The sequence below is a fragment of the Acinetobacter indicus CIP 110367 genome (assembly GCF_000488255.1).
Taxonomy (GTDB): Bacteria; Pseudomonadota; Gammaproteobacteria; order Pseudomonadales; family Moraxellaceae; genus Acinetobacter; species Acinetobacter indicus.
Window position 1 is genome coordinate 16,975 of sequence record NZ_KI530760.1, and the last position, 15,354, is coordinate 32,328.

The 15,354-nt window shown below is 46.3% G+C and carries 19 protein-coding genes; 12 read left to right on the plus strand and 7 right to left on the minus strand.

What is annotated here, in order from left to right; all coding sequences use genetic code 11:
* The first annotated feature begins 196 nt into the window (after positions 1-196).
* Positions 197-1,564, plus strand: coding sequence for a UDP-N-acetylmuramate:L-alanyl-gamma-D-glutamyl-meso-diaminopimelate ligase (mpl, locus tag P253_RS15015; protein ID WP_016659782.1), 1,368 nt, complete (start codon positions 197-199; stop codon positions 1,562-1,564).
* A gap of 343 nt (positions 1,565-1,907) precedes the next feature.
* Here the strand turns inward: mpl and tnpA are convergent, their stop codons facing one another.
* Positions 1,908-2,357: an IS200/IS605 family transposase gene (gene tnpA, locus P253_RS15020; RefSeq protein WP_016659780.1), complete on the minus strand. Its 450-nt coding sequence runs from the start codon at positions 2,355-2,357 to the stop codon at positions 1,908-1,910.
* A 72-nt stretch (positions 2,358-2,429) separates the two neighbouring features.
* Here tnpA and P253_RS15025 point away from each other — a divergent pair, with 72 nt between their 5' ends.
* From P253_RS15025 to P253_RS15030, 4 genes are all read left to right on the plus strand, one after another.
* Positions 2,430-3,821, plus strand: coding sequence for an RNA-guided endonuclease InsQ/TnpB family protein (locus P253_RS15025; RefSeq protein ID WP_016659779.1), 1,392 nt, complete (start codon positions 2,430-2,432; stop codon positions 3,819-3,821).
* Between the two features lie 107 nt (positions 3,822-3,928).
* Complete coding sequence (locus P253_RS16130; RefSeq protein WP_409360285.1) at positions 3,929-4,024, plus strand: alcohol dehydrogenase catalytic domain-containing protein; 96 nt, start codon at positions 3,929-3,931, stop codon at positions 4,022-4,024.
* Positions 4,014-4,214, plus strand: coding sequence for a hypothetical protein (locus P253_RS16090; RefSeq protein WP_303620901.1), 201 nt, complete (start codon positions 4,014-4,016; stop codon positions 4,212-4,214). Before P253_RS16130 ends, P253_RS16090 begins: the two co-directional genes overlap by 11 nt.
* Entirely contained in the window at positions 4,165-4,788 is a 624-nt protein-coding gene (locus P253_RS15030; RefSeq protein WP_016659777.1) for a zinc-binding dehydrogenase, read from the plus strand. The genes P253_RS16090 and P253_RS15030 overlap by 50 nt, the downstream gene beginning before the upstream one ends.
* A gap of 95 nt (positions 4,789-4,883) precedes the next feature.
* On the opposite strand, the gene P253_RS15035 is transcribed toward P253_RS15030, so the two are convergent.
* The gene (locus P253_RS15035; RefSeq protein WP_016659776.1) at positions 4,884-5,165 is read right to left on the minus strand and encodes a GNAT family N-acetyltransferase; all 282 of its coding nucleotides are present in this window, start codon (positions 5,163-5,165) and stop codon (positions 4,884-4,886) included.
* A gap of 38 nt (positions 5,166-5,203) precedes the next feature.
* Complete coding sequence (locus tag P253_RS15040) at positions 5,204-5,488, minus strand: GNAT family N-acetyltransferase (RefSeq protein WP_016659775.1); 285 nt, start codon at positions 5,486-5,488, stop codon at positions 5,204-5,206.
* Positions 5,489-6,076: 588 nt separating this feature from the next.
* Between P253_RS15040 and P253_RS15045 the strand changes: the two genes are divergently transcribed.
* The 5 genes from P253_RS15045 to P253_RS15060 all read left to right on the plus strand — a co-directional run bounded on the left by P253_RS15045 (position 6,077) and on the right by P253_RS15060 (position 9,780).
* Positions 6,077-7,033: a TerC family protein gene (locus tag P253_RS15045; protein WP_005181081.1), complete on the plus strand. Its 957-nt coding sequence runs from the start codon at positions 6,077-6,079 to the stop codon at positions 7,031-7,033.
* Between the two features lie 263 nt (positions 7,034-7,296).
* Complete coding sequence (gene guaD / locus P253_RS15050; protein ID WP_016659774.1) at positions 7,297-8,613, plus strand: guanine deaminase; 1,317 nt, start codon at positions 7,297-7,299, stop codon at positions 8,611-8,613.
* Entirely contained in the window at positions 8,600-8,755 is a 156-nt protein-coding gene (locus tag P253_RS15935; protein WP_005181085.1) for a hypothetical protein, read from the plus strand. The genes guaD and P253_RS15935 overlap by 14 nt, the downstream gene beginning before the upstream one ends.
* Positions 8,756-8,825: 70 nt before the next feature.
* The gene (gene hpt / locus P253_RS15055) at positions 8,826-9,353 is read left to right on the plus strand and encodes a hypoxanthine phosphoribosyltransferase (protein ID WP_016659773.1); all 528 of its coding nucleotides are present in this window, start codon (positions 8,826-8,828) and stop codon (positions 9,351-9,353) included.
* A 166-nt stretch (positions 9,354-9,519) separates the two neighbouring features.
* Entirely contained in the window at positions 9,520-9,780 is a 261-nt protein-coding gene (locus P253_RS15060; protein WP_005181091.1) for a GlsB/YeaQ/YmgE family stress response membrane protein, read from the plus strand.
* Positions 9,781-9,852: 72 nt separating this feature from the next.
* Here the strand turns inward: P253_RS15060 and P253_RS15065 are convergent, their stop codons facing one another.
* Both P253_RS15065 and dmeF read right to left on the minus strand, forming a co-directional pair.
* Positions 9,853-10,554, minus strand: coding sequence for a DsbC family protein (locus P253_RS15065; RefSeq protein ID WP_016659772.1), 702 nt, complete (start codon positions 10,552-10,554; stop codon positions 9,853-9,855).
* 90 nt (positions 10,555-10,644) lie between these two features.
* Complete coding sequence (dmeF, locus tag P253_RS15070; RefSeq protein WP_016659771.1) at positions 10,645-11,628, minus strand: CDF family Co(II)/Ni(II) efflux transporter DmeF; 984 nt, start codon at positions 11,626-11,628, stop codon at positions 10,645-10,647.
* A 54-nt stretch (positions 11,629-11,682) separates the two neighbouring features.
* Between dmeF and P253_RS15075 the strand changes: the two genes are divergently transcribed.
* Positions 11,683-11,949 carry a metal/formaldehyde-sensitive transcriptional repressor gene (locus tag P253_RS15075; RefSeq protein ID WP_005181098.1) on the plus strand — a complete coding sequence of 89 codons (267 nt, stop codon included), beginning with the start codon at positions 11,683-11,685 and terminating at the stop codon, positions 11,947-11,949.
* Between the two features lie 106 nt (positions 11,950-12,055).
* A complete protein-coding gene (locus tag P253_RS15080; RefSeq protein WP_434057934.1) occupies positions 12,056-13,231 on the plus strand; it encodes an MFS transporter in 1,176 nt (391 codons plus the stop codon).
* A 117-nt stretch (positions 13,232-13,348) separates the two neighbouring features.
* Here P253_RS15080 and P253_RS15085 read toward each other — a convergent pair whose 3' ends face one another.
* Entirely contained in the window at positions 13,349-13,684 is a 336-nt protein-coding gene (locus tag P253_RS15085; protein ID WP_005181102.1) for a DUF1622 domain-containing protein, read from the minus strand.
* A gap of 274 nt (positions 13,685-13,958) precedes the next feature.
* Entirely contained in the window at positions 13,959-15,314 is a 1,356-nt protein-coding gene (gene mnmE / locus P253_RS15090; RefSeq protein WP_162182852.1) for a tRNA uridine-5-carboxymethylaminomethyl(34) synthesis GTPase MnmE, read from the minus strand.
* Positions 15,315-15,354: the final 40 nt, after the last annotated feature.

Consider the following 15,354-nt stretch of genomic DNA (forward strand, 5'->3'; position numbering starts at 1 on the left):
GCAGCCGTGCGGATTTTTTTCACGGTCAGCATCCGCCTGGAAAATGCCTGATTTTTTCGGATTCCAGTCAACGAATCCCTACAAGAATGACTATCTTTTCCGAAACAGCCTTGCTATCGTTGCTGACAATTAAATACATCATGACCAGGCCATCAACAAGAATGGTACGGTCCTACACGCAGTGGAGTAACAGCGGATGCATCTGCATATTTTGGGTATTTGTGGCACTTTTATGGGCTCTCTGGCCTTGTTGGCGCGTGATCTGGGACATACCGTGACCGGTTCCGACCAGAATGTTTATCCGCCGATGTCGACCCAACTGGAAAATGCAGGCATTACCTTAATGCAGGGCTATGACCGCAGCCATTTACAGCCGCATCCGGACTTGGTGATTGTCGGTAATGCCATGAAACGTGGTATTGATGGGGTGGAATATATGCTAAATGTCGGTCTGCCTTATGTTTCAGGTCCACAATTCCTGGCCGATCATGTGCTGCAAGGCAAGCATGTTCTGGGCGTGGCCGGCACCCATGGTAAAACCACCACCACCACCATGCTGGCCTGGGTGCTGGATCAGGCCGGTCTGGAACCGGGCTTTTTGATTGGCGGCGTTCCGCTTGGCTTTAAAGAAAGCGCGCGTTTAGGTGGTGGCAAATACTTCTGTGTCGAAGCCGATGAATACGATTCTGCTTTCTTTGACAAGCGTTCCAAGTTCGTGCATTACCATCCGAAAACTGCCATTTTAAATAACCTGGAGTTTGACCATGCCGATATCTTTGATGATCTGGCGGCGATTCAAAAACAGTTCCATCATCTGGTGCGTACCATTCCAAGTGAAGGCTGCATTATTGCACCGGTTACCGAAACCCATATTGATGAAGTGCTGGAAATGGGCTGCTGGACACCGGTGGTCCGCACCTCACTGACTGCACATGCCCAGGCCGCGCTATCTGCCGAGCAGTTACAGGCCGATGGCTCACATTTTAAAGTGCTGCAAGATGGTGTGGTTCAGGGCGAAGTCTGCTGGAACATGACCGGCCAGCATTCAGTGGCCAATGCCCTGGCAACCATTGCCGCGGCGGCGCATGTTGGTGTATCGATTGAAACGGCCTGTGCGGCCTTGTCCAATTTCGGCGGGGTAAAACGCCGTATGGAACTGCTCGATACCGTACGCGGCATTGAGGTCTATGATGACTTTGCCCATCATCCGACGGCAATTGACACCACCCTGGAAGGCGCGCGCAAACGTTTAGGTGAACGTAAACTGTGGGCGATTATTGAGCCTCGTTCCAATACCATGCGTATGGGCAGCCATAAAGATGGACTGGCACATTCAGCGCGTCTGGCCGATGAAGTAATCTGGTATCAACCGGAAGGACTGGACTGGGATTTACAACCGGTGGTGGCTGCGGCACCAAACAAGGCCAAAATTGCCCGGACGCTGGATGACATTATTCATACCGTCAGCCAGGAAGCAGGCGAGGGCGATGCGGTGGTGATCATGTCTAATGGCGGTTTTGGTGGTCTGCACCAGAAATTATTAAGCGCATTAAAATCGGCTTAAGCACGTTTATTGACCTGAAACATCATTCAACGGGGCTGTAGTTAGAATACTGCAGCCCTGTTTTATTGTCATACAATTCAATAGATTAAAATAAATATAAATATATGAATAAAAACGGTTTTTTAGAGATGAACTTGTCATCAACTCCTGTTCAGTTAGAACGATCACATCCTGTGCCATCACGGTTCCTGATGAGGTGAATAGGCGCAGGCTGTCCCACAATAAGCACAACAAGAGGATGACCACCATGTCCCAGACAATGCAAGCCATGGTTTATCATGGCGCCAATGATATCCGTTTTGAACAAGCATAAAGAGCGCATTCTCACTCTTTTAAGGGCGAGTTAGCTCTTTTTTAATGACATGGACTTTTTAGCATTTTTTTCTGACGTTGGTATTCTTTGTTCTTCAATGTATTTTTTCACTACATCCAAACTTGCGCCACCACAGGATACAGCGCAGTAACTAGGTGACCAAAAGTGATTGCCCCATAGTTTTTCCTTAACTTCATCCCAAAATGAACGCCTTAAAACATAAGAACTTTTCCCTTTCAGTTTTCCAACTAGGTTGGAAACTGAGTGCTTTGGATGAACACTTACAAGCAGGTGGATGTGATCATCTTCACCATTAAACTCAATAAGCTCACAATCCATTTGCAAACAGGTTTCTTCCATAATCTCTTTTAGGGAGGAAAGCATGTCTTTTGTTAATACATCTCTTCTGTATTTCGTAACAAATACTAAGTGAACAATGTTTTTATAAATGCATGATCTACCTGTTCTCCACTCGTACATCTTATCCTCATACTAGATTTACTTTAACCTTATTTTAAGTTAAAATAACCTCAACACCTAGAGGTTTTTCAATTGCTAACAGGCATCCAATTAAGAGCATACCCAACACAACATCAAAAGCTGATTTTAAGTCAGTGGATGGGTTGTGCTCGTTTCGTTTGGAATGCCAAATGCGATGAGGATAAATACTTTCGAGGATTTGCCCGTAAGTTTGCAACTTTTGATCACTATTATGAAACCCAAGATCAAAAATACGCTCACTTTAAATCAGATGAGATTAGTTCATGGCTTGCAAACTGCCCTAGTACAATACAAAAGAACTCAACCGTTAATTGGTACAACACACTCAAAAAATCTATTAAAGGTTTATGTGGGCGACCAAAACGTAAAAAGAAGACAGATAAAGGTTCGATTCATTTAACCTCTGATTTATTCGAGTTTCGCACGGAAAGAAATAAGCGCAAGCTATATATCGGTGGTAAAAAATTTAATATAGGCTCATTAAGTTTTAAGGCTCATGCTAACTTCAAAGAACCGAAATCCCTTTATATTCGCAAAGAGCGTGGTCAATATTTCGTTTCTTTCTGCTATGAAGATGGTGTTGAGATTCAAGAGTTTGACGGTAAGAAATTCGATGCTAAAAAATACGCCAAAAGACAGTTAGATCATTTGCAGGGCATGGACGAAGAACAACTACAAAAAATAGTGGTGGGTATAGATCGTGGTGTCACAATCCCTGTTCATGCAGGCTATGAAGAATTCGATTTCTCTAAAGAACAAAAGAATCATTTAACAAAAGCAGATCGCTACATTAAGCGACTGCAAAGAAAACTCGCTCGACAAGTAAAAGGCTCAAACCGAAGAGCTAAGACTAAACATCGAATTGCGGTGCATCACTCTAAGAAAGCCAATATTCGCAAGGACTTTGCTCATAAGACAAGTCATAGCCTAGTTAATGGTTTAGCTAAGGTATTTATCTTTGAAAAATTAAATACCAAGAGCATGACTAAAAAGCCTTTACCAAAGATCGATGAATCAGGTCGATTTATTCCTAATAAGGCTAAAGCTAAAGCAGGGTTAAACAAATCTATTCTGAACGTGGGTTGGCATAGAATTGCATCATTCCTAGCTTACAAAGCAGTTAAGCTAGGTAAAGCGGTATTTACCATCAATGCTTCTTATACAAGTCAAGAGTGCGCTTTATGCGGTCACACTCACCCCGACAATCGCAAAAGCCAAGACAAGTTTAAATGCGTGAGTTGTGGACACATTGACAATGCAGATCACAATGCATCAGTTGTTATTAAGAACAGGGCGATTAATTTAATTTTAGACAGTGGAACGCTGTTGGATGACAATCATTTGTCATCTAGTGGGCGCAGAGGTATTCGTAAGACGACTAGAGGTGTCAAAGCTTCTTTTCGCAGTACCGTAGAAGCGTCAAAAGAGATGTGTGCAACTTAGGTTGCACTACGGAAACTCGGTTGCTTTAGCTCCGAGTAGTTCATAGCACCGCAATCGAAAAAACCGGCCAGTTTGATGGCCGTATTCTCGGCCATGAAGGGATCGGGATTGTCGAAGAAGTCGGTACGGCGGTCAAAAATTTCAAACCGGGTGACCGGGTGATTATTTCCTGCATCAGCCGCTGCGGTACCTGTGAAAACTGAAAACTGCCAGAAACAGCTCTATGCGCACTGCCGCAATGAAGGTGGCTGGATCATGGGCTATATGATTGACAGTACCCATGCCAAATATGTACGCACCCCATTTGCTGATACCTCGCTGTATCCGCTGCCGGAAGGACTGAATGAAGAAGTCGCGGTATTTTTCATCGGATGTGTTGCCGACTTCGCATGAAATTGGCGTGCAATATGGCAATGTCAAACCCGGCGATACCATTGCCATTATTGGTACCGGCCCGATCGGGATGGGTTGTCTGCTGACCGCACAATTCAATTCACCGGCGCAGATTATTGCAGTAGATATGGATGATAACCGCTTGGCCATGGCCAAAGAACTTGGCGCGACCCATACCATTAACTCGACCAAAGAAGATGCCATTCAGCGTATTCTGGAAATTACCGATGGCCGCGGGGTCGATTGCGCCATGGAAGCCGTGGGGGTAGAAGCCACCTGGAATATTTGCCAGCATGTCGTCAAAGAGGGCGGTCATTTGGCCAACGTCGGGGTACACGGCAAATCGGTGAATTTCGAGTTAAATAAACTGTGGATTAAGAACCTGACCATTACCACCGGTCTGGTCAATGCTAATACCACCGGCATGCTGCTCAAAAGCTGCTGTGCCGGCAAACTGCCGATGGAACGTCTGGCCACCCATCATTTTAAATTTGACCAGTTTGAGAAGGCTTATGAGGTATTTAAACACGCTTCAGATGAAAAAGCCCTGAAAGTGATCATTGATTACAACTAAGGTCTTTATCGGCAATCAAAAACCACGAGTTCATGCTCGTGGTTTTTATATATTGGCTGACGCTCCAAAGTCGGTGGCGGGTTCAAGCGCCAGATTTAAGCGGCGACATCAGCCAGGCTGGGCTCGCGTCGAAACATGACTTCAACATAAGAACAGACCGGTACAATCTTGAGCTGTTTTTCCCGGGCAAACTCGACCAGTACATCCAGCAATTGGCGGGCAATGCCTTGGCCACGCAATGAATCATCTACCCACGTATGGTCGGCGACAATTTTATGCGTGTCTTGCCATTGATAGGTAATTTCAGCAATCCGCTGTCCATCTCGTTCAATAAAAAATGCGCCGCCACGTTTTGCCTCTTGATGTTGAATATCCATTGCTGTCCTGCCTTAAAGTTTATGTGTCACCTGATGAATTAGGGTTGAAGTACATCCTGAATCGACGGGTCTTTTTCAAAAGCCGCTTTGGCATAAGGGCAGAGCGGTACAATCTTGATCTGCTGTTCGCGGGCATAATTGACCGCAGCTTCAACTAAGTGACGTCCCACGCCCTGACCACGTAACTGTTCACTGACCGTGGTATGGTCAATAATGATTTTATCTTCGCCGGCGCGTGAATAGGTCATCTCTGCCAGACGCTCGCCATTGGCTTCAACAAAAAAGGCCCCTTTGCTGTCATTGTTTTCGTGTTGCACCATCATTTTTATCATATCCTCCTATCTGGAATAGTCAGTATCTGCTTTATTCACAGAAAAAGACAGAAAAGAAAAGTGCGACTTACATTTTTTATGATCTGTGAAACATGACTAGGTTTTTAATTAAAACACAGATATAATTCATTACATTTTTAATACATTGAAACATTTCTGACCATAGATCTTTTTTTCATCATTATTTTGTTGCTGTTAGGTTTAGCCATTTATCTCGGCATTTCAATCTATAAGGAAAAATCTCGCGATCCGTTTAAATAAGCCTAATTGCACTTTACTTAAAAATATGCAATTCTATGTCGACTTTGGGGCATTCCCCCAACACAGAATTGTTGAACAAGGGGAGTAGCCTCCTCCAAGCGTTAAAAGCCAGATGAGACTCACTGGTTTTAACGTGTCAGAATATCGTCATTACACTTTGCAAAAAGTCGGTATCTGAGCATCTTTAGGTCACACTTGATATAAAAAAGTGAAACACTAAGATGTAGGCAAGACCTTGATCATGTTGTTATAGATGTTTTTCATCTGGCAGCTGGTCAAGGTTTTTTTATGGCCAGTCGTCCGATGTGGAGAATTCACATGGAAACAATTGGTACGCTCTGGCTGTATCTTGTCTTTTTCGCAATTGTCGCCGTCATGCTGGTGATCGATTTTGTCGGCTTTAAACATCAGGAAGTCAAAGTCCGTACTGCTGCCTACTGGAGTATTGCCTGGGTCAGTGTCGCGACTTTATTTGGTGGTGGATTATGGCTGTATCTGGAGCAGACTGCAGGTGCGGCAATTGCCAATACCAAGGTCATGGAATACTTTGCTGGTTATCTGCTGGAAAAATCCTTGGCAATTGATAATGTCTTTGTCTGGCTGATGATCTTTGCCGCCTTTGCCATTCCACCAGCGTTACAACGTAAATTGCTGTTGTATGGCGTACTGGGTGCAATTGTGCTCAGAACCATCTTTATTTTTATTGGTGCCTGGTTTGTACAGGAATTCTCCTGGATTCTGTATCTTTTCGGTGCGTTCCTGGTGTATACCGGCTTCAAATTCCTGCGTGGTCAGCATGAAGAAGACAGCAATATTGAAGATATGGCCATTCTGAAATGGCTACGTAAACATATGCGTATCACCCCGCAACTTCAGGGCGATAAATTCTTTGTCCGTCAAAATGGTTTGCTTTGGGCAACGCCGTTATTCTTGGTGCTGATTCTGGTCGAAGCCTCTGATGTGATCTTCGCAGTCGATTCTATTCCTGCTATTTTTGCTGTCACCACCGACCCCTTCATTGTGCTTACTGCCAACCTGATGGCAATTTTAGGCCTGCGTGCAATGTTCTTCCTGCTCTCAGGTGCCGCCTCAAAAATGCATTATCTGCCTTATGGCCTAGGTTTAATTCTGGTCTTTATCGGCTTTAAGATGCTGATGCTGGATGTATTCCATATGCCGATCTGGATTTCACTGAGCTTTATTGTGATTGTCTTGACAGTGACTGCGATCTTGTCGATTCGTCATAGCCGCAAGCATCATGAAACCACGCTCTAAAGTGGACTGATTGATCAAAAAGCCCGTTGCATACGGGCTTTTTTTATTTTCTACATTCAGGACTTACTCTTGAATATCAGCGTATAAGAACGCGATTTAACTGAATATTCTAGAGTTGACCCAGTGGACATCTTGTGTTTCCCCAAAACTGGCAACAGTTTTGCATGACACCCGATGTCTGTGACTGAATGTTGGATTTTCCATACAGGGCAGCGCTTTTCAGCTACAATCAACCGAAAAAATTAAACAAGTGCAGGTTTTTCATGTCTTCTGTCATTGCAACGACGGCAATACGCGGCCGCTTCCTCGATATTCAGAATACAGTTGCCCAAGCGCGTGATATTCACGACCAAGTGCGCTATGTAGAAGATGGTTTATTAATTACCCAATACGGGAAAATTCACTGGTTTGGTCCATGGGAAGAGGGGCAGGTGCATATTCCGGCTGGTGTTTCGGTGCAGCATTATCCCGATCAGCTGATTATACCCGGCTTCATTGATACCCATATTCATTTCCCACAAACCGAAATGGTGGGCGCCTATGGCACCCAGCTGCTGGAATGGCTGAATACCTATACCTTTCCAACCGAAATGCAGTTTGCCGATAAAAGCTACGCCGACAAGATAGCCGCATTTTTTGTGCAGGAACTACTGAAAAATGGCACCACCACGGCACTGGTGTTCTGTACCGTGCATCCTGAATCTGTCGATGCCCTGTTTGAAGCCGCAGAACAGCACCAGATGCGCCTGATTGCCGGTAAAGTGCTGATGGACCGTCATGCACCCGAGGAACTCTGTGACACGCCAGAACGCGCCTATCAGGAATCTAAAGCACTGATTGAAAAGTGGCATGGCAAAGGCCGTAATTTATATGCGATTACCCCGCGTTTTGCACCGACCTCAACGCCGGCACAACTGGAAAAAGCGCAGCAGCTGAAAGCTGAATATCCGGATGTGTATTTACATACCCATTTAAGTGAAAACAAAAATGAAATTGCCTGGGTCAAAAGCTTGTTCCCGGAGCAGCAGGGCTATCTAGATGTCTATCATCATTATGGGCTGACCGGTTCACGTTCGGTATTTGCACATTGTGTGCATCTGGAAGAGCAGGAGTGGGACTGTATGCACCAGACCGATTCCGCGATTGCCTTTTGTCCGACCTCCAACCTGTTCCTGGGCAGTGGCCTGTTCCCGATTCATCAGACCTGGCAGAAACAGGTCAAAATGGGCCTGGGCACCGACATCGGGGCAGGGACCTCGTTTAGCCAGCTGCGCACCATTAGCGAAGCCTATAAAGTCCAGCAGCTACTTGAGCAAAACCTGTCGGCCTATGAAGCGCTGTATCATGCCACTTTAGGCGGTGCCAAAGCACTGGATCTGGATGACAAGCTCGGCAATTTCAATGTCGGTAAAGAAGCCGACTTTATTGTGCTGGATCTAAACGCCACCGCCTTGCAGACCCTGCGCCAGCAGCACAGCAAAGGCCTAGAAGACAGCCTGTTTGCGCTAATGACTCTGGGCGATGAACGTAATATTCAGGCCACCTATATTTATGGACAATGTGCCTATGTCCGCGACTAAACCTATACGCCGGGCGCAACCGAAATGGCGGGTGGCGCTCACGCTAATTGGTCTGGCCTTATTGCTGAAAAGAGACCACCCGGTCAAAAATGCTGTTTTTTTAGACAGCAAAGAGGATGCATCTGACCGCAAGATGTATTAAAATTAAGGCATATTTTGGGGTGTTGCAGGTCAACACCTTTTTTATTTTTTGCTCTTTTAGGAATCTACCCATGACCGTTGATATGAAAGTATTGATTTCTGCTGAAGAAATTCATGCGAAAGTTCAAGAACTTGGTAAACAGATTAATGCGCATTATGCCAATAGCGACAAGGAGCTGGTGTTAATCGGTTTACTGCGTGGTTCTGTGCTGTTTATGGCCGATTTATGCCGGGCCATTGAAAAACCGCATGAACTGGACTTTATGACTGTTTCAAGTTATGGCGGCGGTACCCTGTCTTCGCGTGATGTAAAAATCCTGAAAGACCTCGACGGCGAAATTCGTGGCAAAGATGTGCTGGTGGTAGAAGATATTATTGACTCTGGCAATACCCTGAGCAAAGTACTGGAAATTTTACAAACCCGCGAACCAAACTCGATTGAGCTGTGCACGCTGGTCAGCAAACCGTCACGCCGTGAAATTGAACTGGAAGTTAAATTCCTGGGCTTTGAAGTGGAAGACAAATTTATTGTCGGTTATGGCCTCGACTATGACCAGAAATATCGCCATATCCCGTTTATTGGTGAAATTGGTCTGTAAGCAACCGCAAAAGAAAGTGGCGTTCAGCCACTTTTTTTATGACAAAGCGGACAAAAAAGCTACAATCTGTAGCAGGACTCTACTGTTTGTCCTCTCAAAAATCCTGAAAAATAAATCAAATAGCAACAACTCAACTTGATAAACCATAACAAGAAGGAGACAGGAGATGTGGACACTTATTGTGGCTATCGTGATTGGTTTTATTGCAGGTCTTATTGCCCGTGCCATCCATCCAGGTGATGATAAAGCAGGCTTTATTATGACCACCTTACTCGGGATCGCCGGTTCACTGTTGGCCACTTACGGCGGTCGCTTCCTCGGTCTGTATGATGAAAACTCAGCTGCCGGCTTTATTGCCTCAGTAATTGGTGCGCTGATTATTCTGTTTATCTATAACATGATATCCAAACGCTCACATCGCGTTTAAATCAATAAAAAAGCACCGTTCATTCGCCGGTGCTTTTTTATGGTCTAAAATCTGACTTTTAACAATCTGAACTTAGAGTCCAAATTCCTTGAAAATCTGCTCGATCTGCGCAGCAGGGTAGGCGCCCATCACCTTAAAACCATTCGAGAAAATAATGGCCGGTGTACCGTTTAGTCCCAGGCTTTGCGCCAGTTTCAGATTACGCTGAATCGGATTGGCACAGGGCTGGCTCGCACGCGGGCTAAGGCCTTTGGCAATCAGGTTTTCCCAGGCCTGGGCCGGATTAGCTTCACAATACACCTGCTGCGAAGGGCGTACCGATTGTGCCTTTAACGGTAAAATAAAGGTGTAAATGGTGACATCATTGAGTTTTTTCAGCTCTACTTCCAGCTGTTTGCAATACGGGCAATTTGGGTCAGAAAAGATGGCTAGCTGACGTTTACCCGTCCCTCGAACCGTTTTTAAAGCATCTTGTAGCGGCAGTTTTTTCCAGTCGATGCTGTTTTGTTGTACCAGCAGCGCTTTGGTCAAATTCTGCTGGTCGCTTAAACGGATCATGGAACCGGCCAGAATATGCTTGGCATCTTCATTCAGATAGACCACCTGACCCTGCATTGAACCGCTATAAATCCCGCGCATTTCAGTGGCCTGAATATTCTGGATATCCAGGTTTGGATGCTGCTGCTTTAAATTGGCTTTGACGGTGTCGACATTGGCCAGTGCCAGCGTTGAGCTCATCGCGAGCGCGCCCAGCAAGAATGCATGTTTAAACATAGTGAAATCTTGTCTTTATCAATCCTTGCCCGATTCTAATCTTAAATCGGGACAAAGATTCCACTTTTATCAGAGAAATTTACCGAATCACTACAGCATCGACAACGACGTTTCACGTGGAACACAAACCGGATGAATCGAGTTAATTTCAATTGAGACATGCACAATTTCCTCATGCACTGACAGGGCCGTGCGGATTTGATCGGCATTTAATTCATCTTCAGTTTCTACGGCCAGAATACAGGAAAACTTGTCACGACCGACTTTCCAGACATGCAGATCGGTGATATTGACCATTCCTGGCAGCTCGGCAATCACCTCGCGAATTTCTTCCACCACCGGATGATCCATTTCGGCATCCAGCAAGGTGCGTCCAGTTTCCTGAATCAGGCCCCAGGCCCAGCGCGCCACCAGAATCGAACCCACAATACCCAGTACCGCATCAAGAAAATCCCAGCCCCAGAACTTGCCGGCAATTAAGGCCACAATGGCAAAAATGGAGGTTACAGCATCGGCCACCACATGCATAAACGCAGCTTTCTGGTTTAAATCATGTGCTCCAGCTGTATGTGCATGCGCATGTCCATGCCCCGACTCATGGTGATGGTGATGGTGATGGTGACCATCATCATGCAGTAACCAGGCACAAATCAAGTTGACCAATAGGCCTAAAATCGCAATGGGAATGGCTTCGTTATAATGAATATTAACCGGGAAAAATAAGCGTTCTACCGAATGAAACGCCATAAAACCGGCCACTACCAGCAATAAAATCGCACTACTATAACCGGCCAGAATCTCAATTTTCCAGGTACCAAAGCTAAAACGGGCATCCTGGGCATAATGACGCGCCGCCCGATAAGCCACATAGGCCAGCCCCAAAGCCAGCATATGCGAGCTCATATGCCAGCCATCGGCCAGAAGTGCCATCGAGTTAAAAATCCAGCCGCCAATAATCTCTAAAAGCATCATGACACCGGTTAATATCGCAGCATATAATATACGCTTCTGGGCCAGTGGATTGCCTTCATCAAACTGATGGTGATGGGTACGGTGAGAAACATGATTTTGCATGGGGAGAATCGTCCAATATACCCCCCTATAGTATATTTGAAATTAAGGTGAAGTGTGGGCCATTTACATACAGATAAAAAAGTTTTAAATCGCATCAAGCGTTTACAAGGTCAGATCAGTGCGGTGGAACAGTCCATCCATGATCCGGAAAAAAGCTGTATCGAAGTATTACAGCAGGTGGCTGCGATTAAAGGCGCGGTTAACGGGCTGATGAATGAGCTGATTGAATCGCATTTGCGCCATCATGTCATTGGCGATGAGGTCGAGGTCAATGAAGTCGAACTGGATGAATTTTTAAAATTGTTAAAACGCTATACCTAAGCCCATCTTTCGATTGACCCACAAAATTCCTGCCTTTACACTGAAACGATCTTTTCTCATATCATGATACCTGAGCTAAAAAGCTGAGGTATTTTTTTATTCTCTCATGTCAAACGCTCAATCGTGGCAGCCGTTTTTAATGGTCAGCCTGGCGCTGTGTATTGGTACCGTTGGAACCGCACTGGCCAGCCCTTTATATCCCCTGTATCAGGAGCTGTGGCAGCTGCTGCCGAGTCATATTACCTATCTGTTTGTAGCCTATATGTTCGGTTGTCTGGCCACTTTACTGTTTCTGGGGCGAACCAGTAACCGCTTTGGTTTTGTTCGCAGCTTGCAGGTCGGTATTGCCCTGGTCACGATTGGACTGATACTGTCAGCCTGGGCGCCGACAGCACTGTATTTGGGCCTCGGCCGCTTTATTATTGGGATTGCCTCCGGACTGATTACCACTTCTGCCATGCTGGGGCTGATGAATGTAGTGCCCGATAGCCATAAGCTGCTGGCGCCGCAGCTCAGCTCGATTATTACCGCAATTGGCTTTGGTTTAGGGCCATTTCTGGGCGGTGTGATTGCCCAGTTTGCCGAGCAACCGCTGGTCACGCCTTATCTTCCGGTGATTGTCAGTGCCATTTTCTGTGGGCTGGGCCTGTTCAAGCTAAAACAGCCTGCCTTTGAACAGCAGCCCTTTTCGGTTTATCCCAAATTACAAACCCCGGATGCGCCGTATCAGGCTGCTTTTTTTCTGGTCAGTTTCGCTGCGTTTTGTGCCTTTGCCGGCTTTAGCCTGTTTGCTTCGCTGTCGCCGTCGTTTGTGCAGGATATTTTGCCTTGGCATGGACCACTGGTCAGTGGTGTAGCAATTTCTGCGATTTTAATTATTTCAGCCATCGTCCAGTTTTTTGCCCGTAGTGTACTGCCTGCCACGGCCTTGCGCTGGGGTCTCTATGCGCTGCTCGGCAGCCTGCTTCTGCTGGGACTGTGTATGTCGCTGCAATGGAGCCCGCTGTTCTTTGTCAGTGATGTGCTGGTCGGAATTGGGCATGGCTTGAGCTTATTGGGCGCCTTTGGCCTGATTCACCAGATGAGTCAGCCGCACAACCGCGCTGCAATTATGTCCAGTTATCTGTTTATTGCCTATCTGGGCACCATTGTACCGATTATTGCGGTGGGTTATTTATCAGACCATTTTGGCTTAAGTGTGGGTATTATCAGCTTCTGCATGCTGATTGGGCTGCTTTGCCTCAGCCTGATCTGGCAGCAGCGTAAAGTGCTAACCTTTTAAATTAATGCTGTTGAGTCGGGGATGATCAGGCACCCTCGGCCTGATCCTGGGTGCGGACAGACTGCGCTGCCAATCAGATGCTGACCATATCAACATCCACCAGATGATTGAATAGTTTTATTTCTCTGTACCGGGTTGATGTTCCAGCTCTTTCATTAAAAAGTAGTTTAAAAAGGTCCGAATGACCGCAATAATCGCCAGTTTGATCAGGCTGTCCATATCCGGATCGACCGTGGTGGCCAGAATATCTGCGGCCAGCTGAAACTCCAGCGCAGTGGCCAGCCAGTTCCCAAAACAATAGCGCGCGCTGCGGCCGGATTTTAACTGGACCAGCACCATTAAGGTTTTGACCAGACCAATCACTACACAGACCACCGAGATAAACTCGAGTAACAGCTGCAGCACACTCACTAAAGCAACCAGTGACTCACGTAAATCAACCACCTCCAGCATGCCACACCTCCGGCAGTGTTTTTATAGACTGCATTCAGGATTTTATTGAAACAACTTGTAGGTTATTCACTCATCATAGCCTGAATATCGGGCAATAGAAGGGCGGATGGCAAGATGTAAACTGCCGCATACGATGTGACAGGCTGTTCCCTTAGAGTATACGAAACCCTTTAGGCTGAAATGACGAGATTGCCTGATAAAAAGCAATAAAAAAGCACCAGGTGGCTAACACCTGATGCTTTTAAATGCATAGCAAGCTCAGAGCGTACTACGCTTATTTTCCAATACAGAAAGAACCGAAAATTTTACCCAACAGATCATCGGCACTAAAATCTCCGGTAATTTCACCTAGGGCATTTTGCGCCAGACGCAGGGATTCAGCCACCAGCTCACCGGCATGATAATCTACCAGCTGCTCGCGCGCTTCGGCCAGATAGTACTGGGTGCGCTTCATTGCGTCTAAATGACGAGTTCGGGCAATGAAGGTATCTTCTTCCGGCTGGAAGCCTGCATGGGCTGTAATCGCATCTATGAGCGATTGAACACCGGTTTCCTGCTTGGCCGACATGGTAATATGACGAAAACCCTGATAATCACCAATAACGGCTTCAGCACCAGTCAAATCTGCTTTATTACCAATCAGCATCAGACGTTTGGGTTCCAGATGATCGGCAAAATATTCCTGGGCCAATTGCAGCGGATCTTCACCCTGACTCAGGTCATACACCAGCAGCAATAAATCGGCCTGTTCAATTTCTTTAATCGCGCGGCGGATGCCTTCTTTTTCCACCACATCACCGGTTTCCCGTAAACCGGCGGTATCGGTCAGGGTAATCGGCAAGCCATTTAAGGTGATTTTTTCATGCAGCACATCACGGGTGGTACCGGCAATATCGGTCACAATCGCCCGTTCAATCCCGGCTAAAGCATTCAGTAAAGATGATTTTCCGGCATTCGGTTTACCGGCAATCACCACCTGCAAGCCTTCACGTAATAATTGTCCCTGACGTGCCGATTGCTGTACCGCGGTGACTGAGCTGGCAACATCATCCAGCAGGGCCAGAATTTTGCCATCGGCCAGAAAATCAATTTCTTCTTCCGGAAAATCAATCGCTGCTTCCACATGCAAACGCAGATGAATCAGTTTTTCTAAAACCGTATTGACCTTGGTTGAAAATGCACCTTGTAAAGAACGTACCGCTGAACGTGCTGCGGCCTGCGAAGTGGCGTCAATCAGGTCGGCAATCGCTTCAGCCTGTACCAGATCAAGCTTGCCATTTTCAAAGGCGCGCATGGAAAATTCACCGGCTTTGGCCGCGGTTGCACCGAGTTCCAGTAAACGTGCCAGCAGGGCATTTTGAATGACCGGGCCACCATGACCTTGCAGTTCCACCACGTCTTCACCGGTAAAGGAGTTTGGATTAGGGAAACAAATCACCAAACCTTCATCCATCACCTCACCGCTAGCCTCATAAAACTGACGGAAGCCGGCAAAACGGGCTTTCGGCAGCTGCTTTTGGGTTAAGGCTTCAGCAATGGCATAGGATTTAGGACCAGACAGGCGAATCACCCCCACACCGCCACGCCCGGGTGGAGTGGCAATCGCAGCAATTGTTGTGGTTTGGGTCAGCATAAATTCACCTGTTGCAATGCTTAAAGTCGGGCCAAAA